The sequence below is a fragment of the Kocuria sp. CPCC 205260 genome, from assembly GCF_040981045.1.
GTDB classification, from domain to species: Bacteria; Actinomycetota; Actinomycetes; order Actinomycetales; family Micrococcaceae; genus Kocuria; species Kocuria palustris.
This window is the reverse complement of sequence record NZ_JAVKPT010000006.1, coordinates 1-25,892: the sequence shown is the minus strand read 5'-3', so window position 1 is coordinate 25,892 and position 25,892 is coordinate 1. Positions and strand designations below refer to the sequence as shown.

The following is a 25,892-nucleotide window of genomic DNA, read 5'->3' as shown; positions in this document are numbered from 1 at the left end:
CGGATCGGCATTTGCGGCCCGACGAACCCTGAAGGAGCACACATGACCACCATCTGGAACTACCGCGGCGACGACCGGGCCCTGTGGGCGGTGATCGCCGCAATCGTCGGCTCCTATGTGCTGGCCATGCGCCTGGCGCGGTGGGATGCCACCTGGCAGTGGGTTCCGCTCGCCCTGCCGGTCGCGGTGCTGCTCATCTGGTTCTTCCTGGCCGAGGCGGGTGTGCGTGATCTGGGGTTCCCCGCGCCCAGGGATCGGGGCAGCGCCGCAGCCGGGCCGCTGGGCGGGGCGAGCGCGCTCGTGATCGGCGCTGCGCTCGGTGGCGCCGGGGCGGCGGTCCTGCCGCTGCTCCAGGGCGGCCAGCCCGAGCTGCTGGGCCAGGCGGCGGTCTCGAGGCTCGGCGGACCGGCGGTGGCCGCTGTGCTGGCTGCGGTCGCTGCGGCGGCGCTGGAGATCGTGTTCCGCGGTGCGCTGCTGCGGCTGGCGATCGCACGGTGGTCGTCAGGCACTGCGATCACGGTCTCGGTCCTGCTGGCGGTGCTCGGGCTTCTGCCCGTCATGCTCACGCGCAGCGCAGGCACCTGGTCCTGGCTGGCGGCCTCGGCGTGCGCGGTGGCGGTGCTGAGCCTGATGCTGGCCTGGGCTGCCGTGCGCACCAGGTCGCTGTGGATGCCCCTGGGCTGGGCGGCGGGACTCGCAGGAACGGGCGCCGCCGTGCTGCAGGGCTGGCCTGCTCAGGCCCTCGGGGCATGGGCCGCCGCCAGCGCCGCTGCCGCTGCCGGTCTCCTGCTGATCCCCGCGGTCCTGGTGCTCGAGCGGGTGCGGCCCTCCGGCTCAGAACGCCGGGCGGCGTGAACGGGCGGATTCCTTCGGCTCAGGCCAGCCCCAGGCGCTCCAGGGCCCAGGCGTCCTCCCACGCGTTGTCGCGCCACTGCTGATAGCGCCCCGAGGCTCCGCCATGGCCGCCGGCCATCTCGATGCGCATGAGGATCTGCTCGCCCTTGTCCGGGTTCTCGTAACGCAGGGCCGCCACCCACTTGGCGGGCTCCACGTAGAGGACGCGGGTGTCGTGCAGCGAGGTCACGGCCAGGATCGGCGGGTAGTCCCTGGCGGAGACGTTCTCGTACGGGGAATAGGCCTTCATGGTCCGGTAGACCTCCGCGGAGTCGAGGGGATTGCCCCATTCCTCCCATTCGAGCGCGGTCAGCGGCAGTTCGGGCATGAGCATGGAGGTCAGCGGGTCCACGAACGGCACCGCGGCCACCGCACCGCAGTACAGCTCGGGGGCCAGGTTCAGCACAGCGCCGACCAGGAGTCCGCCAGCCGAGCCGCCCATCAGCACGACCCGGTCGGCGTCGATGTCCGAGCGCGCGCCCAGGTGCCGGGTCGCCGCGACGACGTCTGTGAAGGTGCGCCGCTTGTGCTCCTTTTTGCCGGACTCGTACCACTGCCGCCCGAGCTCGCCGCCGCCGCGCACGTGGGCGATGGCCCAGACCGCACCGCGGTCCAGCAGCGAGATCCGCGAGTACGAGAACGACGGATCCATGCTGATCTCGTACGAGCCGTAGGCGTAGACCACCGCGGGTGCCGGCTGCGCGGCGTCCCGGCGGCGGATGAGGGTGATCGGGATCCGCGTGCCGTCCTCGGCCTGGGCCCAGTCGCGCTCCACGCTGTAGTCGGCAGCCGAGTAGTCGCCCAGCACCGGCTGCTCGCGGCGCAGGACCGGATCGGGCAGCTCGGTCCCCGGCGCATCCAGGATGAGGTCGAAGACGCGCCGCGGGATCACGAAGGACTCGGCGGTGAAGCGCAGGACGGGGGAGTCCGGCTCAGCGGCGGTGAGGGAGACAGCCGTGAGCTCGCCGGGCACCTCGAGGACATGGGGCTCGGCCTGGCTCTCCGTGCCGAGTCCCTTCAGCGGCAGGATGCGCAGCCCCGGCAGGATGTCCTCACGGACCTCGAGAACCAGGTGATGCTGTGTGGCGGCGAAGCCCAGCACGCGCAGCCCCTCCCTGGGTGCCACGATGTAGATGCCGGGCGGGAATCCGTCGCCGGGCAGTTCCGCCGACTCGCCGGGCAGGTCCGACAGCTCGATCAGGCTCAGGCGCCCATCCGGAGCCTGGCGATCGTGCTGGAGCAGGACGACGTCCCGGCCGTCGATCCGCACGGGCTCCGCCGAGGCGAGAACGCCGGCCCCGCGCGGCACGACCACCTGTGGGGCCTGCTCGCCGGCCTCCTCGATGCGCAGGATCGAGACCTCGGAGTACTCGGAGCACCCGGCCTCGAGCACGAGCCAGCGCCGGTCCGAGGAGAGCTCGGCCCCCAGCCACAGGCCGGGGTCGTCCTCCTGGGCGATGGTGATGTCCTGCTCGAGCGGGGTCCCGAGCACGTGCCGGCGCAGGCGCCAGGGCCGCCAGGTGTCGTCGACCTCGGTGTAGAAGACGGCGTCTCCGGCGGGCGAGAGGAAGGCGCCGTAGGAGGTCTTGGGGATCTCGTCGTCGAGCGTCCGGTCGGCTGCGAAGTCGTGGACGCGCACCGTGAAGCGCTCATCCCCGGTGGTGTCCTCGGCCCAGGCCATCCGGGTGCCGTCGTGGGTGATGTCGAAGGCGCCCAGCGACCAGAACTCGTGCGGCTGCGCCCGGGCGTTGCCGTCCAGGAGGGTCTGCTCGCCGGGCAGGGACTGGCCTGCCACGATCTGCGGCGGCTCCCACCCCTCCTCAGCAGCCGGGACGCGGCACTGCACCGAGTGCTCCCCGCCCTCCACGGTGCGCGTGAAGTACCACCAGTCGCCGCGCCGCCACGGCACCGACAGGTCCGTCTCCTGCACGCGGTTCCGGACCTCCTGGAAGAGCTGCTCGCGCAGCGGGGCCAGCTGGGCGGTGGCGGACTCGGCGTAGGCGGTCTCGGCCTCCAGATGCGCGATGACCTCCGGGGACTCCTTGTCCCGCAGCCACTCGTACGGGTCCAGGAAGGCATCGCCGTGGAACTCGCGGACGTGGTCGCGACGCACGGCCGACGGGGGAGCGAGCGGAAGATCCGAGTTCTGGGAGGTCATGGCGCTCATCGTAGGAACCGGCGCCGACAGCACAGGCCGCTGCCGTCGTGCCCCTGGCCCACAATGGAGCCCATGACCGAACAGCGCTCTCAGGCCCCAGCCCAGCCGTCATTCGGCTCCCAGCGCGCCGATCTGTGGCTGCAGATCCTGCTCGTGCTGGGCGTCTCGCTGGGGGCCAGCGCCCTCTGGTCGCTCCTCGACCTCGCCGAGACGCTGTCCACCAGCTCGATCGCCGAGTCGACGGCCTCCATGAACGCGGCGCAGAGCGGCTTCCCCCTGTTCGACGTCCTGCGCCGCAGCCTCGGGATCCTCTTGGCTCTGGTCCCGCCGCTGCTGGCGCTCTATCTGCTGGCGGGCTCGGCCGGTCAGCTGCGCGGGCTGCTACACCGGATCGGCCTGGACCGCCGAGCCCCGCTGGCGGATCTGGGCCTGGGGACGCTGCTCTTCGCCGTCATGGGCCTGGGCACCCTGGCGCTGTACCAGGCGGGCCGCCAGCTCGGGATCACCGCCGAGATCGTCACGAATGCGGGCGGGACATCCTGGTGGGAGGTCATCCTCCTGCTGGCCTCGGCGCTGCGGCACTCGCTCGTGGAGGAGATCATCGTCGTCGTGTTCCTGGCCGATCGCCTGCTGCGCGTGGGATGGACGTGGCCGGCCGTGCTGATCGGCTCGGCCCTTCTGCGCGGCAGCTACCACCTGTACCAGGGCGTCGGTCCGGCGCTGGGCAACGTGGTGATGGGACTGGTGTTCCTGTGGCTCTACCGCCGCACCGGACGCGTGATGCCGCTGATCATCGCGCACTTCCTGCTGGACGCCGTGGGCTTCCTGGCCGGGCCCCTGCTGTTCTGACAGCGGCCGCCACAGGACGCCGCACGCGGGTTTGCGCCGGAGCCGTGCTCGTCCGAGAATGGAAGGCAGGTCACGAGAGCCAGCGACAAGCCCCAGCTAGCTGGCCGGCAACCCTCCTTCCGCGGTGGGGTGCCCTGGGTGAGGACCGGGCCGGTGCGCAGACGCGCACACGGCAAGCGCGGGTCACGGCACCCGGTCCGACGGGTGCGTCGGACCTCGGTCCGCGGCCCCGGAAGACAAGGAGTCGCCGACATGTCCGCACAGCAGCCCACCCCCTCCGCCCCGCAGGGCTGGAGCTTCGAGACCCGTCAGATCCACGCCGGTCAGGAGCCCGATCCCGTCACCGGCGCCCGTGCGTTGCCGATCCAGCAGACCACCTCGTACGTCTTCCCGGACGCCGAGACCGCAGCCGGTCGCTTCGGGCTCAGCCAGGTCGGGCCCATCTACACCCGACTGACCAACCCCACCACCGAGGTCGTCGAGAACCGCATCGCCTCCCTGGAGGGCGGGACCGCGGCCGTCATGGTCTCCTCCGGGCAGGCCGCCACCACCTACGCGATCCTCAACGTGGCCGGGGCCGGCGATCACATCGTGGCCAGCCCGTCGCTGTACGGAGGGTCGTTCAACCTGTTCAAGCACACGCTGTCCCGGCTCGGGATCGAGACCACGTTCGTCTCCGATCCGGACGATCCCCAGGCCTGGCGCGACGCCGTCCAGCTCAATACGAAGGCCTTCTACGCGGAGTCCATCCCGAACCCCCGCAACGACGTCCTGGACCTGGAGACGGTCTCCGCGATCGCCCACGAGTCCGAGGTCCCGCTGATGGTCGACAACACCATCGCGACCCCCTACCTGCTGCGGCCGTTCGAGCACGGCGCGGACGTGGTGATCCACTCCGCCACCAAGTTCCTCGGCGGGCACGGAACCTCGGTCGGCGGGTTCATCGTGGACTCCGGGCGCTTCGACTACACCCGCTATCCGGATCGCTTCCCGGGCTTCACGGAGCCGGACGAGTCCTATCACGGCCTCGTGTTCGGCGAGGTCTTCGGGGAGAACGGGCCGTTCGGGGCCAACGTGTCCTTCGCGTTCAAGATCCGCACCCAGCTGCTGCGCGACATGGGCGCTGCCATCTCCCCGTTCAACGCCTTCCTGATCGAGCAGGGCATCGAGACGCTGTCGCTGCGCATGGAGCGCCACGTCGCCAACGCTCAGACGGTCGCCACCTGGCTGGAGGCCCACGAGGGCGTCGAATCCGTGTCCTACGCCGGGCTCGAGTCCTCTCCGTGGCACGAGCGTGCGCAGAAGTACGTCCCCGGCGGCGCAGGTTCGATCCTCGGCTTCGAGCTCGACGGCGGCTCGGAGGCCGGCCAGGCCTTCGTGGACGCGCTGAGCCTGCACTCGAACGTCGCGAACATCGGTGACGTCCGCTCGCTGGTCATCCACCCGGCCTCCACCACGCACGCTCAGCTCTCCCCGGAGGAGCAGCTGGCCGCCGGCGTCGCCCCGGGGTTCGTGCGCCTGTCCGTGGGACTGGAGCACATCGACGACATCCTCGCGGACCTGGAGCTCGGCTTCGCCGCGGTCAAGGCGCGCGGCGCAGGGGGAGCGGTCTGAGGTGACCGCCATCCAGAGCACGACCGCGCGCTCGCAGCAGCCCTTCCGCACCGAGGGGCTGCTGCGCCGCGCCCGCATCGGCGACCTCGGGCTGGAATCCGGGGCCGTGCTGCCCGATGTCGAGCTGGCCTACGAGACCTGGGGCGAGCTCGACGACCGCGCCTCCAACGCGGTGCTCGTCGCGCATGCGCTGACTGGAGACACCCATGTCACGCGCGGACGGGTCGCCGAGGACGCCACCTCCTTTGACCGTGTCTCCGCCGAGGCACCGGGCTGGTGGGACGGACTGATCGGGCCCGGGCGGGCGATCGACACCGACCGCTTCTTCGTGGTCGCCATCAACATGCTCGGGGGCTGCTACGGCTCCACGGGTCCGTCGACCCTGATCCCGGAGGGCAGCCCGCGGGCCGGTCTTCCGTGGGGATCGGACTTCCCCGCGGTGACGATCCGCGACTCGGTGCGCGCCGAGCAGCGCCTGGCCGAGCAGCTGGGCATCGCGTCCTGGCGGTTGGTCGTCGGCGGTTCCATGGGCGGTGCGCGGGCCCTCGAGTGGGCCGCCACGTTCCCCGAGCAGGTGCGCGCCTGTGCGGTGATCGCCTCGACCGCCGCCTCGAGCGCCGAGCAGATCGCATGGGGCCAGGCGCAGCGCCTGGCGATCCGCAACGACCCCGACTTCCGCGGCGGCGACTACTACGACGGCGTCATCCCCTCCGTGGGCCTCGGAATCGCACGGCGGATCGCGCACACCACCTACCGCGCGGCACCGGACCTCAATGCGCGCTTCGGCAATGCGGCGCAGGCCGGCGAAGATCCGGGGGCGCCGCTGCCGGGGCGCCGTCGGGGCCGGTATGCGATCGAGAGCTACCTGGATCATCAGGCCGCCAAGCTCGTGGGCCGCTTCGACGCCAACTCCTACCTGGTGCTCAACGACGCCCTCATGGGCCACGACGTCGGCCGCGGCCGCGGCGGCGTCAGGCAGGCGCTCGCGGCCACCACCTGCGACTGGCTCGTGGCCTCGGTCGACTCGGATCGGCTCTACCTGCCCTCGGAATCCGAGGACCTCGCCCGGCTTCTGCCCGGCGACGTCCCCCACCGCACCATACGCTCCGGCGCCGGGCACGACGGCTTCCTGATCGAGCACGAGCAGATCGGCGAGCTGGTCCGAGCCGCCTTCCTCTCCTGAGGGGCCCTACCGAAGCGACGCATCGACCCTCCTCGCCGCCGAGGGGACCCATTCGTCACGATTCACGCCGGATTAGACGTCCGATGCGTCCCGTCGGCGATCCCGTGCGCCCTGTGCGTCCCCTCGGCGTACTGCGCGCACGAGATCCCCGGTCCACACGGAATCCCGGGCAACGCAGATCCGAAGTACGGCGTTCATGCCTCCACAGACGCCCTTTCGGGCACTGGACCGGGGCGACGACGGCGGGGAGCGGATCCGTTCGCATCGGTCGGCGCCGTGATCCGCTGCACTGTCTGCCATGCCGAGACCACGTCACAGTCCACCTGCCTGCCTGCAGGGCCGCGTCTTCACGACCGCCGAGGCTGAAGCGGCAGGCGTCGCCAAGCGTCATCTGTCGGGGAGGCAGTACTGCTCCTGGGGCAAGGGCCTGTGGTCCTGCGCCGATTCGCGCCCTGACCCCCGCACCAGATCCGGTCTGCTGAGGATCCTCCCGGCTCTGCAGCAGGAAGGCTGGGCAGCCAGCCACACGACGGCCGCCATCCTCCACGACTTCCGGCTCCCCGGCAGGCTCGGGCATGTCGGCGGCATCCATCTGTGCTCCTCGACATGATCAAGGCCTCGAGGACACGGCGTCGTCGGGCACCGGAGTCAGTTCCATGCCGAGGATCTCTGGACCGACGGCTCGGTCCGCCTCACGTCCCCGGCCCGAACACTGCTGGACCTGGCCGCATCGACTGACGCTCGCGGTCGGCACGTCATGACTCACCAGCAGCTCGTGGCCGTCATCGACGGTGTGATCTGCGAGCACCGCACGGGCATCAGCCGGGGCGTGCCGGCGCTTCGCAGCCAGAGAGACCTCAGCACCGATCTCGAGCGGTTCGAGAGCCATCGCGGCGTCCGCAGGGTGCGCCAGGCCCTGCTGCGCGCGGTCGCCGGAGTGGACTCGCCGCTGGAGACCTATACGCGGCTCGTGCTGGAGGACCATCGCTTCACCGGGTGGGAGGCTGATGTCGAGATCCGATCCCCGGGTGGCCGTCGGGTCCACCCTGACCTCGCGGATCGCAGGCACCGGCTGGCCGTGCAGGTCGACGGTGCGGTCCACGAGGACCCGCGGCAGCGACTTCGGGATGTGGAGCGGCAGCGGGCTACGGAAGCGGCCGGGTGGACGGAGCTGCGTGTGGTGCACACGGATCTCGACGTCGTGGATCCGACGGATCCTGGATGCGAGCCGAGGATCGTCGCCCTGGTGCGGGCACATCGGCAAGCGGTCCGGGCGTGGGAGCTCGCAGGGCCCTGACGAGCCGCCGCCCGAGTGCGAGATCTCGTGAAGGGACGCGTGCGACACGATTCAGGCGCGGGAAGACGTTCGTTGCGTCCCCTCAGCGGCAGTTCCTCCGCGCGGGAGCGAGAGGAGCGACGGAAGCGGGGCGTGCTGCGCGCGGATGCCATGATGGTCGGCATGAGCGAAAACCCCGTCGTGATGTGGAACCGTGACCCCGCCGAGTCCCCGGAGGCGCCCCTGCTGGTGCTCTTCCACGGCTTCGGCTCGAACGAGCAGGACCTCATGGGCCTGGTGCCGCAGCTGCCGCAGGATTTCGTAGTGGCCTCGGTGCGCGCCCCGCTGGCCCAGCCTCCCGGCTACAGCTGGTTCCCGCTCTACGACGAGGAGGCCTTCGGACCCGAGGCCATCCGCGCCGCGGTCGAGCCGCTCGTGGGGTGGCTGCGGGAGCAGGCCGAGGGGCGTCCGTCGACCACGCTGCTGGGGTTCTCCCAGGGCATGTCGATCGCCACGTCGCTGGTGCGGGCCATGCCGAGCGAGATCACTGCGGTCATCGGGCTGTCGGGCTTCGTGGTGCCGGAGCCGCTGGAGATCTTCCGCGACGACGAGCTGAAGGAGAAGCCCTTCAAGCTCTTCTGGGGCCGCGACCCGCAGGACCCCATCGTCAACGACCAGCTGGTGGACATGACCGCCGAGTGGCTCGTGGAGCATGCGGACACCATGAAGGTCCACTACCAGGGCATCGGCCACAGCGTCTCGCCGCAGGAGATCGGGCACGTCAATGAGTACCTGACCCGCATGGTCCTGGGACGCTGAGCCAGGCCGGGGCCCGTTCAGCCCTCGGCGCGGATGACCAGCGAGGTCCCGTTGTAAGTGATGACGTCGCCGTCGTGCAGCTGTCGGCCGCGGCGGGTCTCGATGTCGTGGTTGACCTGGACCATGCCCTCCTCGACGGCGGTGCGCGCCATGGCGCCGTCCTCGACCAGGCTGCCGAGCTTGAGGGCCTGGCCCAGTCGGATCATCTCGTCGCGGATGGGCAGCTCTTCGGGGGTGCTTCCGGTGGTGGTCATGGCTCCATTGTGGCCCACCGAGGCCATGAGCCCAGCTCGGGGAGGACCGGAAGGCCCCGGGAGTAGCCTGATCCGGTGCCCACCTCAGAACCCCTCCCCGAGAATGCCGACCAGCCCGAGAACCCGCAGCCGCCCCAGGATGTCGTGAGGGCCCCGGCGCAGACCCACAGTCCCGTCACGGTGCTGATCGCCCAGATCGCAGCCGTGCTCGCAGGCGGCGCCATGGCCGTCCAGTCGCGCGTCAACGGCGAGCTGGGCGCGCGCACCGGGGACTCCGTGGCCGCAGGCCTCACCGGCTTCTCCGTGGGCTTCGCGATCGTGCTGCTGGGCACCGTGCTGATCCCTGCCGGGCGGCGCGGCCTCATCACGGCGCTGGGCGCCTTCCGGGCCCGACGCCTGCCCGCGATCTTCCTTCTCTCCGGCGTCTTCGGCGCGTTCCTGGTGGTGGTGCAGACCGTGACCACGCCGATGGTGGGCGTCTCGGTGTTCATCCTGGGCATGGTCGTCGGCCAGTCGGTCGGCGGGCTCGGGGTGGACCGTGCGGGCATCGGCCCCGGCGGGATGAAGCCGCTGACCGGCTGGCGGCTGCTGGGCACGGGGATCATTGTGATCTCCGTGCTGATCGCGCAGCTGCCGCACTTCGGCGACGACGGCGCCGAGGCCCGCAGCCCGGCCCTCATCCTGGCGCTGCTGCTCCTGCCCGTGCTGGCCGGCCTCGGCTCCGCCCTGCAGACGGCCTTCAACGGGCGGATCGGGGCGGAGGCCGGGACGCCGATCACCCCGACCGTGCTGAACTTCGCCGAGGGCGTGCTGGCGCTGATCGTCGCCACGGTGATCCACCGGCTCACCGCTGACCTGCCGCCGTGGCACTTCCCCTCCGAATGGTGGCTCTACCTGGGCGGCGTGTGCGGCGTGCTGTTCGTGGCGGCAGGAGCGGTGCTCTCGCGGATCATCGGGATCCTGCGCACGAGCCTGTCCCTGACCGCCGGGATGCTCACCGGCGCGCTGCTGCTGGATCTTCTCGTGCCGACCAGCGGCGCGGTGGTCGCCCCGCTGACGGTGCTGGGGACGGCGCTGACCTTCGTGGGCCTCGTCGTCGTGTCCCTGCCCTGGAAGCGGCGGGCGAGCGCCGCCTGAGACGACGACGCCCGCGAGGGCCTCTTCCGCTTCCTGCGCACCGTGGTGGGCTGGATCAGCGACTCCGTGGCCATCGGGCAGCTGCTCGACGGGCGCTCGGAGCACCAGGCGCGTCTGCTCAGGGTCCGCGCGCAGTTCATCCCGCTGATCGAGCAGCTGATCGCGCGCGCTCAGAGCGACGGCCAGATCCGCGCCGACTTCAGCTCTGCCGACCTGCCGATGTTCTTCACGATGCTCGGGGCGGTGCAGGAGCGCGCCGGGTCTGTGGATCCGAAGCTCGTGCACCGCTACGCGGATCTGCTGCTGGATGCGATCTCCCTTCCCGAGGCGACCTCCGAGCATCCGCCGCTGAGTGAGGCGCAGCTGGTCGAGCTGCTCGGTCGGAGCGGCTGATCAGGGTCGCCGTACAGGGAGCAGACATGACCGCATTCGCCGTCTGGAGAGCTGAGCACCGCTGAGCGCACCGGGAGTCGCGGGCCGTCGTCGTCGTTGACTACCCTGGCGGTCGGTGCCTTCGTGCACCCGAGGACCCCGTACGGAAACCCCACGCCAGGCCGCAGCCAGCGGTCGCGGCAGATACCGGAGTGTGCATCTCATGGCCCCCAAGTCCACGCTGGACAACGTCATCTCGCTGTGCAAGCGACGCGGCTTCGTGTTCCAGGCGGGTGAGATCTACGGCGGCTCGCGCTCGGCCTGGGACTACGGCCCCCTGGGCGCGGAGCTCAAGGAGAACATCAAGCGCGAGTGGTGGCAGACCTTCGTGCGCGGACGCCAGGACATGGTGGGCCTGGACTCCTCGATCATCCTGCCCTCGGCCGTGTGGGAGGCCTCGGGCCACGTCGCCACGTTCACGGACCCGCTGGTCGAGTGCACCTCGTGCCACACCCGCCACCGCCAGGACCACCTGGAGGAGGCCTTCGAGGACAAGAAGGGCCGCGCGCCCGAGTCCATGGCCGAGATCAACTGCCCCAACTGCGGCGCCAAGGGCCAGTGGACGGACCCGCAGCAGTTCTCGGGCCTGATGAAGACCTACCTGGGCCCCGTCGACGACGAGAAGGGCAAGCACTACCTGCGCCCGGAGACCGCCCAGGGCATCTTCGTGAACTTCCTCAACGTGGTGACGGCTGCCCGTCAGCGTCCGCCGTTCGGCATCGGCCAGATCGGCAAGGCCTTCCGCAACGAGATCACCCCGGGCAACTTCATCTTCCGCACCCGCGAGTTCGAGCAGATGGAGATCGAGTACTTCGTGCACCCGGAGGAGGCCAAGCCCTCGTTCGACACCTGGGTGGATGACTGCGAGCGCTGGTTCACCGATCTGGGCGTGAACCCCGAGAACCTGCGCCGCTTCGATGTGCCGGACGGCGAGCGCGCCCACTACTCGGACGCCACGATCGACCTGGAGTACCGCTTCGGCTTCCAGGGCTCGGAGTGGGGCGAGCTGATGGGCGTGGCCAACCGCACGGACTTCGACCTGAGCAACCACACCGAGGCCTCGGGCACCAAGATGCAGTACTTCGACCAGGCCTCCGGCGAGCGCTACACCCCGTACGTGATCGAGCCGTCCTTCGGCCTCACGCGCTCCATGATGGCGTTCCTGGTGGACTCCTACCGCGAGGAGGAGGCTCCCAACACCAAGGGCGGCACGGATGTGCGCACCGTGCTGGGCCTGGACCCGCGCCTGGCCCCGGTCAAGGCCGCGGTCCTGCCGCTGTCCAAGAAGGACGACCTCAAGGGCGTGGCCGGAGACCTGGCCGCCGAGCTGCGGCGCCGCTGGAACATCGACTACGACGACGCCGGGGCCATCGGCCGCCGCTACCGCCGCCAGGACGAGATCGGCACGCCGTACTGCGTCACGGTGGACTTCGACACCCTCGAGGACCAGGCCGTGACCATCCGCGAGCGCGACGAGATGACCCAGGAGCGCGTCTCCCTGGACAAGGTCAGCTCGTACCTGGCCGACAAGCTGGGCTGCTGAGCGGGGGGATCGCATGAGTGTGGAACTGCGCGCCTGGGAGCAGGGCGATGACCTCGCCCTGCTCGAGGTCCTGCCCGCCCCGGAGGCCGACCCCGTCGTCGCCTTGCGGGCACTGATGGGTCCGGACACCGACGAGCCCGCGTGGTCGCGCACGGTCGTGGCCGTCGACGACGACGTGGTGATCGGCGGCGGAGCCGTGCAGCTGCACCCGCTGCACCCGGAGCGGGTGTGGGCCTTCGCGGAGGTCGCCACGGCCAACCGCGGCGAGGGCACGGGCCGGCTGATCGCGGACCGCCTGCGGCAGATCGCAGCCGAGGCCTTCCCGGACAAGCCGCTGCGCACCAAGGCCGCACCCCAGACCTCGGGGGCGGGCTTCGCCGAGCACTCCGGCATGGTGCCGGTCATGACGCACCGCCATGTCGTCATCGCGCCCGGCGCCCTGCCGCCGCAGCCGATCGGCGAGGGCGACTCGGCCACCGAGGCGATCGAGGACCTGGCCACCGGCTCCGTCGAGCTCACCAAGGCGGTGGGGGAGTTCTACCGCGCCGTCAACGCCTGGGACGCCCCGGCCGAGCTGTCGCTGGGGAAGGTGAACCAGCAGTTCCTCTCCGAGACCTCCCAGGCCTACGGTGCGATCGTGCTGCGCCGCGGGATCGACCGCGGGGCGGGGCGCAGCGGGAGCATCGGCGCCTTCGCGATCAGCTACCGCTCGCTCGAGCTGGATCAGGAGCGCTCGCAGGCCGACGCCGAGCGGCTCGAGGAGCTCGACGACCTGCCCACCGACGTCCTGGTCGGCTGGGACCCGTCGCTGTCCGACGAGGACGCGGCGATCGCGGTCGCCAAGCTGCTGGGTCTGCTCGTGGCCCGCTACCCGGTGCGCGTGGAGGTCACAGACGCCATGCGCCCGCTTGCGATCGTGTGCGCCCAGCTCGTCGCGGACGGGGTGGCCAAGGTCGTGGACGAGTCCGTGACCTACGCCGATCCGGCCGAGTGAGCCTCACCGTCTGAGCCCGCACCTTCTGGGCTGATGACAGCGGCCGGTGCCTCCTCTTCTCTGGGGAGGCACCGGCCGCTGTCGTGGCGTGGGAAGCGCGCGACGGCCGCGCCGCTCAGAACGCCCAGGGATCCACCCCGTGGTCGCGGGAGAGCTCCTGGCGCAGCTGCGCGTCCAGGCGCTCGAGCCGCCGGCTCATGCCCACGCCGTCGACGATCCACCAGATGACGGTCACCAGCCCAGTCAGAGCCATGACGATCAGCGCGGCCCAGAAGACGGGGCCCGGCCCGGTGATGGCCGCGTCCCCGACGCTTCCGGGCTCGCCGGTGTCGAAGCCCTCTTCGTAGGTGACCATGAGCATGGCGTAGGCCGTGATGGCCCCCGCCCAGGCGGTGCCCGCCAGGATCAGCTTGACCAGCCCGCGGCCGACGGCGCCGAGGTAGAAGTCGTGCACGGGGACGTGGAGGAGGAACGGGCCGAGGATCCACAGGATCCAGGCCGCGATGGGCTTCTTGGCGCGGGCCTCATAGCGCACCGCGGCCTGGCGGTGCGCGGGATCCATGGGCGCAGGGGCCCAGGGGCCGGGGCGTGCGGGCCAGGGGCCGGCGGGGTGCGGGTAGGTCATGGCCGGCTCAGAACGACCAGGGATCGACGCCCTGCTGGGCGGCGATCTCGCGGCGGATGCGGTCGTTGGTGCGCTCCAGGCGCGAGGTCATGGTCACGCCGTCCACGATCCACCAGATCAGGATGGCGACGAACGAGCCGATGCACAGCACGACCCCGAGAATGATCAGCACGCCAGCGGTGCTCTCGCTGCTGCCGGAAGCGGCGACCCCGCCGATCATCCCGCCGAACAGGGCGATGAACGCGAAGACGATCAGCCCCAGCTTCAGCAGACCGCGTCCCACGGCGCCGAAGTAGAAGTCGTGGATGGGCAGGCCGATCAGGAACGGCCCGCCCAGCCACAGCAGCCATGCCACGGTGTTGTTCTTGGAGCGCGCCGAGTAGCGCCAGGCGGCCTGCGTGGCCGCCGGATCCATGGGGGTGCCCCAGCCCTGACGCGGTCCCGGCTGAGGAGCCGCTGCCTGTCCGGGCGTCCCGGGCGCAGGCTGGTGACCCCAGGGGCCCTGCGCCGCATCGGGGGTCGGCTGCGAGCCGGTCGGAATGTGCGTCACGGCGATCTCCTGTCGGTCGGGGAGGAGCGGCATCGAGGTGCACCACCGGGCCTGCTCCCATCCTAGGCGACTGATTTGCGCATGTGAACTCCATCGCCGGATTCCGGACCAGGCATCGGCGACCCTGGAATGTGCCGGAGATCGCCCGAACAGGGCGACGGTCCTGTGGGAAGATGCCCGGATGACCACCACCGCCGAGCCCCGCCAGGAGACCGCTCTCGCGCAGCAAGCGCCGGGGCCGTCGTCGTACCGTCAGCCGTTCGGCCCCGGGACGATCGAGACCACGCTTGCCGACGAGGCCGTGACCCTGGACCTGCCGCCGCTGCGGCTGGGCGGGCTGACGATCGACGTTCCCGTGGTGCTCGCACCCATGGCCGGGGTGACGAACAAGGCCTTCCGCGCGCTGTGCCGCGCCCACGGCGGCGGGCTGTACGTGACCGAGATGGTCACGGCCCGCGCCCTGGTGGAGCGGCGGGAGAAGTCCCTGCAGATCGTCCACCACGACCCGCACGAGACCCCGCGCTCGGTGCAGATCTACGGCGTGGACGCGGTCAACGTGGGCAAGGCCGTGCGGATGGTGGTCGAGGAGGACATCGCCGATCACATCGACCTGAACTTCGGCTGCCCCGTGCCCAAGGTCACCAAGCGCGGCGGGGGATCGGCGCTGCCGTGGAAGACGGATCTCTTCGAGGCGATCCTCTCCGCCGCCGTCCGCGAGGCCCAGGGGCTGCCCGTCACGATCAAGACCCGCAAGGGTATCGACGACGACCACCTCACCTACCTCGAGGCGGGTCGGATGGCCCGCGACCTCGGCATCGCCGGGATGACCCTGCACGGGCGCACCCTGGAGCAGCACTACTCCGGCCAGGCCGACTGGTCGTCGATCGCGCGACTGCGCGAGGCGATCCCGGACATGCCGATCCTGGGCAACGGCGACATCTGGTCCGCCGAGGACGCCGTGCGCATGGTGAACGAGACGGGTGTGGACGGCGTGGTCATCGGCCGCGGCTGCCAGGGGCGGCCCTGGCTGTTCGGCGATCTGCAGGCCGCGTTCGACGGCAGTCGGGAGCGAGCCCGCCCCGGACTGCGCGCCGTGGCCGCCACCATCTACCGCCACGCCCAGCTGCTGGCCGAGCAGGACGGCGACGAGCTGCAGGGCCTGCGGGAGATCCGCAAGCACGTGGCCTGGTACTTCAAGGGCTACCCGGTCGGTGGCGACCTGCGCGCGAAGCTGTCCCTGGTCGAGACGCTGGATCAGCTTGAGGAGCTGCTCTCCTCCATGGACCTGGATCAGCCGTACCCCGGTGCTGATGTGGAGGGGCCGCGCGGTCGCGCCGGCAACCCCAAGAAGGCCGCTCTGCCGGACCGGTGGCTCGAGGACCGGCAGATCCACGACGACCAGCGCCTGGGTCTGGTCGACGCAGAGCTCGACGTCTCCGGCGGCTGAGGTGCCCCCGAGCGGGCACAATGGCCTGGTGATGGATGAGCTGAGCCACGAGAACCAGCAGGAGCTTCCCCTCGAGGGCGTGGCGGAGATGCTCGCTGCCGTCGACCGCACTCGCGAGGCCGAGCCCGGCTACAGCGCCCGCGACATCGAGCGGTGGGTGCGCGAGGACCACCACAACAAGTACCGCTCGCACTTCGAGCGCGACCGCGCCCGCGTGCTGCACTCCTCGGCTCTGCGCCGACTGGCCGCCAAGACCCAGGTGGTCGACCCGGGCGCCGATGACTTCGCGCGCAACCGCCTCACGCATTCGCTCGAGGTCGCCCAGATCGGCCGGGAGATCGGCCGGCTCATGGGCTGCAACCCGGACGTCGTCGACGCCGCCTGTTTGTCCCACGACCTCGGCCACCCGCCGTTCGGGCACAACGGGGAGACCGAGCTCAACGCGCTCGCCGGGGACATCGGCGGCTTCGAGGGCAACGCGCAGACCCTGCGGCTGCTCGTGCGCTTGGAGCCCAAGGTCATCGCCCGGGACGGCAGCCCCGCCGGGCTGAACCTCACCCGCGCCGCGCTGGATGCCACGTGCAAGTATCCGTGGCGGGCCTCGGAGGCGCCTCAGCAGGCGGACGGGACGCGCTCGCGGAAGTTCGGCGTCTATGAGGACGACCTGCCGGTCTTCGAATGGATGCGCGAGGGTGCCCCGGCGCGCACCAAGTGCCTCGAGGCACAGGTCATGGACCTGGCCGATGACATCTCCTACTCGGTGCACGACGTCGAGGACGCCGTCGCCGCAGGAGCCGTGCGGCTGTCCCGGCTGAAGGACCCCGCCCAGCGCGAGCGCGTGTTCGACAAGACCCGCGAGTGGTACCTCCCGGGTGCGGAGGACGCCGAGATGGACGAGGCGCTGACCCGCCTGGAGAACGCCCCGGAATGGGCCTCCGAGATGCGGGGATCGCGCCAGGACCTGGCTCGGCTCAAGGACATGACCTCCCAGCTGATCGGGCGCTTCGCCACGTCGGCCGTGGCCGCCACGCATCGAGTCACGGGCTCGGATCCGCTGACCCGCTACGACGCCTCCCTGGTGGTCCCGCACGAGACCGACGTGGAGATCGCCGTGCTCAAGGGCATCGCCGTGACCTACGTGATGACCGAGCGCGACTCGCAGGTGGTCTACGACCGCCAGCGCGAGACCCTGCGTCTGCTGGTGGAGGCCATGATGGACTCGGATGGCCGCTACCTGGCCCCGGAGTTCCGCGGCGACTGGCACGACGTCGGCGGAGGCCCCGGTGCCGAGGCCCTGCGCCTGCGCATCGTGATCGACCAGGTGGCCTCGCTGACCGACACCTCGGCGGTGCGGCTGCATCACCGCATCCTGGGCACCGACCGGCGGCTGGGGGATACCCCTCTCTGGTGATTCCTTCGAGGGCGTCCGGACCAGCGCGACGGGCCGAACTGCCAGGTTCTCCTCAGCCCGCGCTCAGCTCCCTTAGACTGCCCCCGCGTCCGCATGACGGCGGAGGCACAGCGGGACTCTGCAGGTGAGTTCCCGCACCACCGTTTCGCCGACAGGCACCGACGACACGCGCAGGACGCGGGAACAGGCAGCACACCGTGATCGGAATCCTCTGGGGCATCGGCGGCATGGCAGGGATCCTGCTCATCGCCTTCCTCCTCTCCTCGAACCGGCGGGCCATCAAGCTCCGCACCGTCGTGGCCGCGCTCGGCCTGCAGGTCGTGTTCGGCATCGCCGTGCTCTACTGGCCGTTCGGTCAGCGGGTCCTCGAGGTCGTCTCGAACGGCGTCCAGGAGGTCATCGGCTCGGCCAACGCCGGCATCAGCTTCGTCTTCGGCGGACTCGTGCCGGAGGACGGCGTGGTCTTCGCGCTGCAGGTCCTGCCGGTCATCATCTTCTTTGCCTCGCTGACCGCGGTGCTCTACCACTGGGGCATCTTGCAGTTCGTCGTGAACTGGCTGGGCCGCGGCATCGGCTGGCTGCTGGGCACCCGCCGCGCCGAGTCCGTCAACACGGCGGCCAACATCTTCGTGGGGCAGACCGAGGCGCCCCTGGTCATCCGCCCCTATATCCCCGGGCTCACCCGCTCCGGTCTGTTCGCCGTCATGGTGGGCGGGCTGACGACCGTCGCCGGCTCCGTGCTGGTCGGCTACTCCCTGCTGGGCGCCCCGCTCGAGTACCTGATCGCCGCCTCCTTCATGGCCGCGCCGGGCGCGCTGCTGATGGCCAAGATCCTCGAGCCGGAGACCGTCTCGGACGAGGAGGCCGACCGCCTGGAGAAGGCCGGTGCCGCCAAGCTGGCCGCCGAGAACAGCGACGTCCCCGTCGTCGCAGCGACCGACGACGCCGCAGCCGATGCCCCCTGGGCCGATGGCGAGCGGCCTGAGGAGGCCGTCGTCGTGGAGGATCCGGGAGACGCCCTCAAGCACCGCAACGTGATCGACGCCGCCGCGGCCGGCGCCAGCGACGGCCTGCGCCTGGCGTTGACCGTGGGCGCCATGCTGCTGGCGTTCATCGCGCTGATCGCCCTGGTCAACCTGATCATCGGGACCATCGGCGGCTGGTTCGGCGCTCCCGATCTGACGTTCGAGCAGATCCTGGGCTGGGTCTTCGCCCCGATCATGACCATGATCGGCGTGCCGTGGAACGAGGCCGTGGCCTCCGGCAGCTTCGTGGGGCAGAAGGTCGTGGTCAACGAGTTCGTGGCCTTCGCCGACTTCGGCCCGCAGATCGAGAGCTTCAGCCCCAAGACAGCGGCCATCACCACGTTCGCCCTCACCGGCTTCGCCAACCTCAGCTCGCTGGGCATCCTGCTCGGCGGCCTGGGCGGGCTGGCCCCGGAGCGCCGTCCGGAGATCGCCGAGCTCGGCATCCGCGCCATCCTGGCGGCCACGCTGGCCAACCTGATGTCCGCTGCCATCGCCGGCATCATGCTCGCCTGAGCGGTTCAGGCGCACGCGACGCGGCCCGTCGGACACCTCAGTAGGATGGGGCGCCGAGGGGCCGCGTCATTGTCTGCCGCCGGCCCGAGACCGGACCAGCCCCCAGCACCGGGCCCCGCCCGCACCCACCCTCCAAGGAGCGCCAGATCATGGCATCGGCACAGCAGTCCCCGAACGGCCGCGTCCCCGCCGGGATCGACTCGTCAGAGCTCCAGGAGGCCTCGCGCGCCCCCGGGATGATCGTCTCCGCCATCGTCCTGCTGATCGCCGCGCTGTCGATCGTGGTGCCGCACCTGATCGAGGTGGCTGCGTGGGTGCGCTTGCTCGGGCTGGTCGTCGGGCTGATCCTCGTCGGCGTGGGCACCGTGGTCTTCGTCCAGGAGCTGCGTCGGCAGTCGATCATCCGGCGCTGAAGACGGCCCTCCGGCGGCAGCGACTGTCGGCATGCCGTCATCCCGTTGAACGGAACCGGCCTTCGGGCGGCGAGTGACGCGGATTACAGTGAACCGGCCCGCGTCCCGTGGGTCCGAACCCCGAATCGCCCTGCGCGAAGGAGACACGACCGTGCCCGCTGAGACCCCCGTGAACCAGGTCCTGCGTGGCCGCGCCTGGGTGGCGCCGCTGTGCTGGATCGCCGTGCTGCTCGACGGGTTCGACGCCGTCGTGCTGGGTGCGGTCATGCCGTCCATGATCGAGGACCCGGGCTTCGGCCTCACGCCCGCCTCCGGCACGGCCGTGGCGACCGCCGGGCTGTTCGGCATGATGGTCGGCGCTCTGGGGATGGGGTGGGCCACGGACCGCTTCGGCCGCCGTCGGATGCTGATCGGCGCGGTGACGATCTTCTCCCTGCTGACCCTGGCCATGGCCTTCACCGACTCGATCGCCGTGTTCGGGATCCTGCGCTTCCTGGCCGGCGTGGGCCTGGGCGGCTGCCTGCCCACCGCGATCTCCATGGTCACCGAGTTCTCCTCCGCCCGTCGCACAGGCAACGCGACCACCACGGTCATGACCGGCTACCACGTGGGGGCGGTGCTCACCGCCGCCCTGGCGATCTGGATCGTGACGCAGCTGTCCTGGCACGCCATGTTCATCGCCGGCGCCCTTCCGGCCGTGATCCTGGTGCCGCTGATGCTGCGCTACCTGCCGGAGTCCCCGGAGTTCCTGCTCTCCCAGGGCCGCCGCGACGAGGCCCGGGCGGTCGCCGAGCACTACGGGATCGACTTCGCCGCGCGGCTGGAGCGCCAGGAGGCCCTCACCCGGGCCGGATCGGATGCCCAGCAGGAGAAGGTCGGGGCCGGCCTGCTGCTGTCCGGTCCGTACCGTCGCAACACCGTGATCCTGTGGATCGCCTCCTTCATGGGCCTGCTGCTGGTCTACGGCCTGAACACCTGGCTGCCGCAGATCATGCGCGCCGCCGACTACGACCTCGGCAACGCCTTGGGCTTCCTGCTGATCCTCAACGTGGGCGCGATCGTCGGGCTGTTCATCGCAGGACGGGCCGCCGACCGGTTCACCCCGCGGGTCGCGGGCATCGTCTGGTTCCTGGGCGCTGCCGTGATGCTCGCAGCGCTGGTGATCCGACTGCCGCTGGGCGGGATCTACGTCATGGTCTTCATCACCGGCTGCTTCGTGTTCTCCGCGCAGGTGCTGGTCTACGCGTTCACCGCCTCCAACTACCCGGCACAGGTCCGCGCCACCGCACTCGGCATGTCGGCCGGCACCGGGCGCCTGGGCGCGATCTCCGGGCCCCTGGTGGGCGGCACCCTGCTCTCCGCTGGGCTGGCCTACCCGTGGGGCTTCTTCGCCTTCGCACTGGCCGCGCTGCTGGGCGGCGGGGCGCTGTCGGCCACCCGGACCCTGGACCCCGAGGCCCAGGACAGTCCCGTCCACAGGCAGCCGATCGACTGATCGGGGGCTTGGCGGCGGGTCGTAGACTGGTGCGGTGGCAGGACTGATCAAGCGCGAGGACATCGACGAAGTGCGCTCGCGGACGGATATCCGCGAGATCGTCGAGGGCTACGTCACGCTCAAGTCCGCCGGCATCGGCTCCTACAAGGGGCTGTGCCCCTTCCATGACGAGCGCACGCCGTCGTTCCACGTCCGCCCGCAGTACGGCACGTACCACTGCTTCGGCTGCGACGAGTCCGGCGATGTCATCGCCTTCGTCCAGGCCATGGAGCACACCACATTCGCCGAGACCGTCGAGCGGCTGGCCGCCAGGATCGGCTACGAGCTGCACTACGAGCAGGGCAGCGGCCCGGACAAGGCCATGGTGGGCCGCCGTCAGCGGCTGCTGGACGCCCACAAGGTCGCCGCCGAGTACTTCCAGGCACAGCTGCGCACCGCCGGGGCCCGCGCCGCGCACACCTACCTGGGCGATCGCGGCTTCTCCCCGCAGGACGCCGCCGACTACGGCGTCGGCTACGCCCCGCAGGGCTGGACCAAGCTCCTGGATCACCTGCGCAAGCGCGGCTACACGGACGATGAGCTCGAGGGCACCGGCATGTTCTCCTCCGGGCGCAGCGGGCTGATCGACCGCTTCCGCGGCCGGCTGATCTTCCCCATCCGGGGGATCGGCGGGGAGATCATCGGCTTCGGCGCCCGCAAGCTCTACGACGACGACCAGGGCCCCAAGTACCTCAACACCCCCGAGACCCAGCTCTACAAGAAGTCGACGGTGCTCTACGGGATCGACAAGGCCAAGCGCCAGATCGCCAAGCAGCGTCAGGTGGTCGTGGTCGAGGGCTACACGGATGTGATGGCCATGCACCTGGCCGGGGTGCCCACGGCCGTGGCCACCTGCGGCACCGCATTCGGCGCCGAGCACATCAAGGTCGTGCGCCGCTTCCTCTCGGACGACGGCTCCGGCGGCGAGGTCGTGTTCACCTTCGACGGCGACGAGGCCGGGCAGAAGGCCGCCCTGCGTGCCTTCCAGGAGGACCAGCGCTTCATGGCCCAGACCTTCGTGGCTGTGGAGCCCAACGGCATGGATCCGTGCGAGCTGCGCCTGGCCCGCGGGGACGCCGCTGTGCGCTCGCTGCTCAGTGCCAAGCGACCGCTGTTCGAGTTCGCGATCCGCGCGGCCATGAAGCGCTACGACCTCGAATCCCTCGAGGGGCGCGTCCAGGCCATGCGCGCGACCGCCCCCATCGTGGCCCGCATCCGCGACACCACGCTGCGCCCGGCCTACGCCCGCCAGCTGGCCGGGTGGCTGGGGCTGGAGGTCCCGGACGTCGTCCAGGCCGTGGAGACCTCCGCGCGGACGGAGGCCCGCGGTGACGGCGGCGGGGCCGGCCCCGGGCAGCAGCGCACGTTCGACCGCCCGGTCGATGGCTCGGACCAGCGTCCGCGCGGCCCTCAGGACTCCGACGGCCCGCCCGACGACGGCGCCGCACAGCCTCCGCGCATCGAGTGGCCGGATCCCCGCGATCCGCTGCTGCGCACGGAGAAGGAGGCGCTGGAGGTCGTCGTGCAGGTCCCGCACCTGCTGGGCCCGGCCGAGTGGCAGCAGTTCACCGAGGCCGAGTGCGCGCATCCCGTGCACACCGCGGTGCATCGCGGGGTGGTCCAGGTGCTCGCCGGTATCGGCGCGGATCAGCAGATCACCCCGGGGCGAGGCTGGATCGAGGCCCTTCGCGCGGCCCTTCCGCAGGAGCTGCACGGCTATCTGGCGGGACTGTCCATGCGGGCCCTGCCGGCGTCCTCCGAGCAGCAGCTCGAGCGCTACGCCACCGGGGTGATCAACCACCTCTTCGACCGCCAGATCAACCGGCGCCAGGCGGATCTGCGAGCCGAGCTGCAGCGGACGTCGTCGGTCCAGGAGCCGGAGCGCTTCCGCGAGATCAGCCGCAGCCTGCTCGATCTGGAGGCCCGCCGTCGCCAGCTGCGTCCGGCCTGAGCCGAGCCTGTGACGGGTTTTTGCGCGGGCGCACCGCACGGGGTAGGGTGTCTGTCTGTTGCACGGCGACGTGCACTTTCCCCCGTAGCTCAATTGGCAGAGCATTCGACTGTTAATCGAAGGGTTACTGGTTCGAGTCCAGTCGGGGGAGCAGTGAAAAGAGGGCCCCACCAGGCACGATGTCTGGTGGGGCCCTTCTCATCTCGAACCAGAAACTAGCAGGATCCCACGCTTACCCCGCGTTTTCGATTCGGCTGTCTGGTCCTAGGCTGACTGTATGGATGAGCCAACATGCCGCAGCTGCCAGACCGCCGACGACCTCCGCATCCTCGACTACTCGGAGAGGGAGACCTGGGAGAGGACCATCCCCGTCAACGGAGGCACGATCCGCAAGCCCGCGTCCAAGGCCGCGGAAGCATCTTTCTTCTGCGCCAGGTGCGGGGCCTTCAACGGTCACTCCGTCCCTGACGATTGGGCTCCCGCTGACGGCCAGGTCTCGGACGAGGAGATCCTTGCGAGGTTCGGTGCCTACTGGAAGAGCCCGTCACAACGAGTGGAACCCATGCCTGACGGGCGCGGCTACAAAATCACCGGCCGTTGATGAATCAGTCGCCGAGGCTTTCGAGCGCCGCCGACACATCCGGGGCCACGGACGCCCGCTGAACGTAGTGCTTCGAGGTCACCGCCGTGCCCGAGTGTCCCAGCACCGCAGCCGCGTCCTCCGTGCCCGAGGACCGATCCACGAGCGTGGCCACCGTCTTGCGGAACGTGTGCCAGGTGACCCAGTCGAAGCCGCGCAGGTGCTCCGATCCTGGCGTCACGCCACTGCCGCTCGAGGTTGTTCACCTCCCGCAGCGTCCCCGTGGACGACGGGAACACCAGATCGCGGGTGTTCGGCAGCTCCTCCACCGATCGACGCAGCAGAACATCAGCGGCGAACCGCGGCACGGACACCGTGCGGAACACGGCCGCCGTCTTGGCGTGCCCCTGTCGGACCAGACCGGCCTCCGTGCGGACCACCGTCCCGCTGATCGTCACCGTCACGGGGGAGGCCCCGAGGTCTACGTCCGCCCACCGCAGGGCCAGCAGCTCACCCACACGGGCGCCCGTCCCCAAGGCCACGTCCACGACCTCCGCGAGGTCCTGCGCACGGGCAGGCCCGTGGGCGGCCGGCTGTGCCAGGTAGGCGCGCAGCCCGCGCCGCAGAGCCCGCACCTCCTCCACGCTCAGCGCCCGCACCGCCTTGGGCTGGCGCCCCGGCAGCCGCGTGTCCGGCACCGGGTTGGCCCGCACAGCATCATGGCGAGCGGCCAGCCCGAACATCTGCGCCAGCACCGTCTTGGCCGTCTTGGCCCGCCCGGGTGTCTCGGCCGCGACGCCCTTCAAGAAGCGATCCAGCTGTCCGGTGTTGGCCTCCCACAGCGTCAGCCCGCCGACGCCCGGAACGATCACCGTCTCCACCGTGCGCCGGTACTGCGCCACCGTCTGCGGCGGCCGCGAGGACTGCGCGATCTCCGCCACCCACACCTCGGCCAGTGCGGCCACCCGCATGGACGGGGTGATGAGGTCGCCGGCTGCGGCCATACGCTGCGAGAAGGTGCGCTCGAGAGCGCGCCGCGCCGCGGTCGCGCTCGTGGCCTCGAGCTGCCGCGTCTTGCCGGTCAGATCCCGGTAGCGGGCACGGGCGCGCACGCGGCGCTTCCCGAACTCGGTGGTGCTGATCTCACCCAACGTGCCGATGGGCAGCTGCGGCCTAGGCATCGGTCTCGCCTTCCTCGCCCAGGGCCTCGGTGGTGCCCTTTCGGCTGTGCCTCTGATGGATCCCTCGTGCTGACTGGAGGGCGAGCTCTCGGTATTCCTCGTAGCTGTACATCTCGGCGGCCGCTGCAAGGTCGATGACACCTTCCATGGCCACATCGCCGGGGCTCTCCCTGGTGATGGTGGAGGCTTCTGCGGCGTCCATGCCCTGCAGCGCGTCCGGCGATGCCTCCAGCACCACGGTCAGCGAGATCTGGCGTCGGATATAGGTGGCGGCCAGGGCTACCAGTTTATCACGGGTCCGCATCGCGGCTTGGTAGGGCCGTTGGACCATCATTGCGTCCTGGTCGTTGACCAGCCTGGTGAGGTCTACATCGAGGCTCCCAGCGATCGCAATGGCCGCGTCCAGCTTGACCGGCCGGCTGCCAGCTTCGATGCGGGCAAGCGTCGTCTGGTGGAACACAGGCCACCCCGACTGTATCGCCCTGGGCCTGGTGGAGGCTCTGATCCCACGGAAGGATGCAGAGCATGGCAGCACCGAGGAAGTACCCTGACGAGCTTCGCGAACGCGCGGTCCGGCTGGCGATGGACCAAGCAGAAGAAGGCAACGGTCGTGCGGTGTTCCGCCGAGTCGGTGAGCAGCTCGGGATCAATCCCGAGACCCTGCGCGGCTGGGTCCGCCAAGCCCAGATCGATGAGGGCCAGCGCCCTGGAACCACCACCAGTGATGCGCAACGACTCCGCGAGCTGGAGTCCGAAGTCCGTGAGCTGCGCCGAGCGAATGCGATGGCGGATTCAAGCGGTCAGCGCAACATCTCCTGTGAGATGGGACAGTCACTGACCACAGGAGGATCCGGATGCAGGGCAAGCACGGTCATCTCAGCCGGGAGCAGAAGCAGCTGGCGCTCAGGTTGCACGCGAGGGGCTGGCGGCTGGTCGATATCGCCAAGGAGATCGGCTGCAGCGCGCCGATGGTCGGGGTCATGGCCCGGAGCGGCAGGCACCTCGATGCCAAACCGCTCGGCTGGAAACCACGCCAGGGCTGCCTGACGATCGATGAGCGCGAGCAGATCCTTCTGGGGATCAATCGTGGCGACACATTCACCGCGATCGCCGGGCAGCTGGGGCGAACGGTGTCCACCATCAGCCGTGAGGTCAAGCGCGGCGGAGGCCGCTGCGAATACTCGGCTTGGCGCGCACATGAACGTGCCCGCCAGCAGACTCGTCGGCCGAAGCCGTTCAAGCTTAGGCCCGGCCGACTGCTCGAGGAGGTCGCCAGTCGGCTGGAGCAGTTGTGGTCGCCCGACGAGATCGCGGTGCGCCTACGGTTGGATCATGCCGATGATCCGCAGATGCGTGTGAGCCACGAGACGATCTACCAGTCGCTGTTCGTGCAGGGCAGAGGCGAGTTGCGCCGTGAACTGGCCCGGTGCCTGCGGTCCGGAAGGACGGCTCGCAAGCCTCGCGGGGCCATCGAGGGTCGTGGCCGCATCCCCGGCATGGTGATGC

22 protein-coding genes, 1 tRNA gene, 2 pseudogenes and 1 riboswitch are annotated in these 25,892 nt (G+C 70.4%); of the genes and pseudogenes, 19 read left to right on the top strand and 6 right to left on the bottom strand.

Annotation, left to right across the window (positions count from 1 at the left end):
- The first annotated feature begins 42 nt into the window (after window positions 1–42).
- Window positions 43–855: a CPBP family glutamic-type intramembrane protease gene (locus tag RF645_RS10095; protein WP_368819030.1), complete on the top strand. Its 813-nt coding sequence runs from the start codon at window positions 43–45 to the stop codon at window positions 853–855.
- Window positions 856–874: 19 nt separating this feature from the next.
- Here RF645_RS10095 and RF645_RS10090 read toward each other — a convergent pair whose 3' ends face one another.
- Window positions 875–3,052, bottom strand: a complete 2,178-nt coding sequence (locus tag RF645_RS10090; RefSeq protein WP_368819029.1) for a S9 family peptidase — start codon at window positions 3,050–3,052, stop codon at window positions 875–877.
- Window positions 3,053–3,124: 72 nt separating this feature from the next.
- On the opposite strand from RF645_RS10090, the gene RF645_RS10085 reads away from it, so the two are divergent.
- The 5 genes from RF645_RS10085 (at window position 3,125) to RF645_RS10065 (ending at window position 8,793) form a co-directional block, all read left to right on the top strand.
- A complete protein-coding gene (locus RF645_RS10085) occupies window positions 3,125–3,901 on the top strand; it encodes a CPBP family intramembrane glutamic endopeptidase (protein WP_368819028.1) in 777 nt (258 codons plus the stop codon).
- A gap of 68 nt (window positions 3,902–3,969) precedes the next feature.
- Window positions 3,970–4,086, top strand: a riboswitch (SAM riboswitch).
- Between the two features lie 67 nt (window positions 4,087–4,153).
- The gene (locus RF645_RS10080) at window positions 4,154–5,515 is read left to right on the top strand and encodes a bifunctional o-acetylhomoserine/o-acetylserine sulfhydrylase (RefSeq protein WP_368819027.1); all 1,362 of its coding nucleotides are present in this window, start codon (window positions 4,154–4,156) and stop codon (window positions 5,513–5,515) included.
- Window positions 5,516–5,525: 10 nt separating this feature from the next.
- Window positions 5,526–6,698 (top strand): homoserine O-acetyltransferase, encoded by a 1,173-nt coding sequence (locus RF645_RS10075; RefSeq protein WP_368819074.1) that lies wholly within the window; start codon window positions 5,526–5,528, stop codon window positions 6,696–6,698.
- Between the two features lie 757 nt (window positions 6,699–7,455).
- Window positions 7,456–7,995 (top strand): endonuclease domain-containing protein, encoded by a 540-nt coding sequence (locus RF645_RS10070; RefSeq protein ID WP_368819026.1) that lies wholly within the window; start codon window positions 7,456–7,458, stop codon window positions 7,993–7,995.
- 162 nt (window positions 7,996–8,157) lie between these two features.
- Window positions 8,158–8,793, top strand: coding sequence for an alpha/beta hydrolase (locus RF645_RS10065; protein WP_061711423.1), 636 nt, complete (start codon window positions 8,158–8,160; stop codon window positions 8,791–8,793).
- A gap of 17 nt (window positions 8,794–8,810) precedes the next feature.
- Here RF645_RS10065 and RF645_RS10060 read toward each other — a convergent pair whose 3' ends face one another.
- On the bottom strand, window positions 8,811–9,047 hold the full coding sequence (locus RF645_RS10060; protein WP_053447689.1) for an RNA-binding S4 domain-containing protein: 237 nt from the start codon (window positions 9,045–9,047) through the stop codon (window positions 8,811–8,813).
- Window positions 9,048–9,122: 75 nt separating this feature from the next.
- On the opposite strand from RF645_RS10060, the gene RF645_RS10055 reads away from it, so the two are divergent.
- From RF645_RS10055 to RF645_RS10040, 4 genes and pseudogenes are all read left to right on the top strand, one after another.
- The gene (locus RF645_RS10055) at window positions 9,123–10,184 is read left to right on the top strand and encodes a DMT family transporter (RefSeq protein WP_368819025.1); all 1,062 of its coding nucleotides are present in this window, start codon (window positions 9,123–9,125) and stop codon (window positions 10,182–10,184) included.
- A gap of 24 nt (window positions 10,185–10,208) precedes the next feature.
- Window positions 10,209–10,577, top strand: a pseudogene (locus RF645_RS10050) (hypothetical protein); the annotation flags it as partial.
- Between the two features lie 202 nt (window positions 10,578–10,779).
- Window positions 10,780–12,159: a glycine--tRNA ligase gene (locus tag RF645_RS10045; protein ID WP_368819024.1), complete on the top strand. Its 1,380-nt coding sequence runs from the start codon at window positions 10,780–10,782 to the stop codon at window positions 12,157–12,159.
- Between the two features lie 13 nt (window positions 12,160–12,172).
- Window positions 12,173–13,153, top strand: coding sequence for an N-acetyltransferase (locus RF645_RS10040; RefSeq protein WP_368819023.1), 981 nt, complete (start codon window positions 12,173–12,175; stop codon window positions 13,151–13,153).
- A gap of 115 nt (window positions 13,154–13,268) precedes the next feature.
- Here the strand turns inward: RF645_RS10040 and RF645_RS10035 are convergent, their stop codons facing one another.
- Complete coding sequence (locus RF645_RS10035; protein WP_040561091.1) at window positions 13,269–13,778, bottom strand: TM2 domain-containing protein; 510 nt, start codon at window positions 13,776–13,778, stop codon at window positions 13,269–13,271.
- A gap of 7 nt (window positions 13,779–13,785) precedes the next feature.
- Window positions 13,786–14,328 (bottom strand): TM2 domain-containing protein, encoded by a 543-nt coding sequence (locus RF645_RS10030; RefSeq protein ID WP_157796646.1) that lies wholly within the window; start codon window positions 14,326–14,328, stop codon window positions 13,786–13,788.
- Between the two features lie 181 nt (window positions 14,329–14,509).
- Between RF645_RS10030 and dusB the strand changes: the two genes are divergently transcribed.
- From dusB to RF645_RS09995, 7 genes are all read left to right on the top strand, one after another.
- Window positions 14,510–15,775, top strand: coding sequence for a tRNA dihydrouridine synthase DusB (gene dusB, locus RF645_RS10025; RefSeq protein ID WP_006214987.1), 1,266 nt, complete (start codon window positions 14,510–14,512; stop codon window positions 15,773–15,775).
- Window positions 15,776–15,863: 88 nt separating this feature from the next.
- Window positions 15,864–17,186, top strand: coding sequence for a deoxyguanosinetriphosphate triphosphohydrolase (locus tag RF645_RS10020; protein WP_040561107.1), 1,323 nt, complete (start codon window positions 15,864–15,866; stop codon window positions 17,184–17,186).
- Window positions 17,187–17,383: 197 nt separating this feature from the next.
- On the top strand, window positions 17,384–18,727 hold the full coding sequence (locus RF645_RS10015) for a NupC/NupG family nucleoside CNT transporter (protein ID WP_006214985.1): 1,344 nt from the start codon (window positions 17,384–17,386) through the stop codon (window positions 18,725–18,727).
- A gap of 149 nt (window positions 18,728–18,876) precedes the next feature.
- Window positions 18,877–19,140 (top strand): hypothetical protein, encoded by a 264-nt coding sequence (locus tag RF645_RS10010; protein ID WP_006214984.1) that lies wholly within the window; start codon window positions 18,877–18,879, stop codon window positions 19,138–19,140.
- 151 nt (window positions 19,141–19,291) lie between these two features.
- Window positions 19,292–20,635: an aromatic acid/H+ symport family MFS transporter gene (locus RF645_RS10005; RefSeq protein WP_006214983.1), complete on the top strand. Its 1,344-nt coding sequence runs from the start codon at window positions 19,292–19,294 to the stop codon at window positions 20,633–20,635.
- Between the two features lie 34 nt (window positions 20,636–20,669).
- Window positions 20,670–22,625 (top strand): DNA primase, encoded by a 1,956-nt coding sequence (gene dnaG / locus RF645_RS10000; RefSeq protein ID WP_006214982.1) that lies wholly within the window; start codon window positions 20,670–20,672, stop codon window positions 22,623–22,625.
- A gap of 78 nt (window positions 22,626–22,703) precedes the next feature.
- Window positions 22,704–22,776: transfer RNA gene (locus RF645_RS09995), tRNA-Asn, on the top strand.
- Between the two features lie 428 nt (window positions 22,777–23,204).
- Here the strand turns inward: RF645_RS09995 and RF645_RS09990 are convergent.
- Both RF645_RS09990 and RF645_RS09985 read right to left on the bottom strand, forming a co-directional pair.
- Window positions 23,205–24,386, bottom strand: coding sequence for a tyrosine-type recombinase/integrase (locus RF645_RS09990; RefSeq protein ID WP_006214980.1), 1,182 nt, complete (start codon window positions 24,384–24,386; stop codon window positions 23,205–23,207).
- On the bottom strand, window positions 24,379–24,846 hold the full coding sequence (locus RF645_RS09985; protein WP_040561087.1) for a hypothetical protein: 468 nt from the start codon (window positions 24,844–24,846) through the stop codon (window positions 24,379–24,381). The genes RF645_RS09990 and RF645_RS09985 overlap by 8 nt, the downstream gene beginning before the upstream one ends.
- 56 nt (window positions 24,847–24,902) lie before the next feature.
- Between RF645_RS09985 and RF645_RS09980 the strand changes: the two are divergent.
- Window positions 24,903–25,157, top strand: a pseudogene (locus tag RF645_RS09980) (transposase); the annotation flags it as partial.
- A gap of 83 nt (window positions 25,158–25,240) precedes the next feature.
- Window positions 25,241–25,892 (top strand): transposase (locus tag RF645_RS09975; protein WP_368819022.1); only part of this gene is annotated, 652 nt, incomplete at its 3' end.

Bases quoted from the DNA above. Each gene is read 5' to 3' on its own strand.
- RF645_RS10085 (WP_368819028.1), top strand. From the start codon at position 3,125: ATGACCGAACAGCGCTCTCAGGCCCCAGCCCAGCCGTCATTCGGCTCC.
- RF645_RS10070 (WP_368819026.1), top strand. From the start codon at position 7,456: ATGACTCACCAGCAGCTCGTGGCCGTCATCGACGGTGTGATCTGCGAG.
- dusB (WP_006214987.1), top strand. From the start codon at position 14,510: ATGACCACCACCGCCGAGCCCCGCCAGGAGACCGCTCTCGCGCAGCAA.
- RF645_RS10040 (WP_368819023.1), top strand. From the start codon at position 12,173: ATGAGTGTGGAACTGCGCGCCTGGGAGCAGGGCGATGACCTCGCCCTG.
- RF645_RS10020 (WP_040561107.1), top strand. From the start codon at position 15,864: ATGCTCGCTGCCGTCGACCGCACTCGCGAGGCCGAGCCCGGCTACAGC.
- RF645_RS10090 (WP_368819029.1), bottom strand. From the start codon at position 3,052: ATGACCTCCCAGAACTCGGATCTTCCGCTCGCTCCCCCGTCGGCCGTG.
- RF645_RS10080 (WP_368819027.1), top strand. From the start codon at position 4,154: ATGTCCGCACAGCAGCCCACCCCCTCCGCCCCGCAGGGCTGGAGCTTC.
- RF645_RS10065 (WP_061711423.1), top strand. From the start codon at position 8,158: ATGAGCGAAAACCCCGTCGTGATGTGGAACCGTGACCCCGCCGAGTCC.
- RF645_RS10045 (WP_368819024.1), top strand. From the start codon at position 10,780: ATGGCCCCCAAGTCCACGCTGGACAACGTCATCTCGCTGTGCAAGCGA.
- RF645_RS10035 (WP_040561091.1), bottom strand. From the start codon at position 13,778: ATGACCTACCCGCACCCCGCCGGCCCCTGGCCCGCACGCCCCGGCCCC.
- RF645_RS10095 (WP_368819030.1), top strand. From the start codon at position 43: ATGACCACCATCTGGAACTACCGCGGCGACGACCGGGCCCTGTGGGCG.
- RF645_RS10060 (WP_053447689.1), bottom strand. From the start codon at position 9,047: ATGACCACCACCGGAAGCACCCCCGAAGAGCTGCCCATCCGCGACGAG.
- RF645_RS09990 (WP_006214980.1), bottom strand. From the start codon at position 24,386: ATGCCTAGGCCGCAGCTGCCCATCGGCACGTTGGGTGAGATCAGCACC.
- RF645_RS10010 (WP_006214984.1), top strand. From the start codon at position 18,877: ATGGCATCGGCACAGCAGTCCCCGAACGGCCGCGTCCCCGCCGGGATC.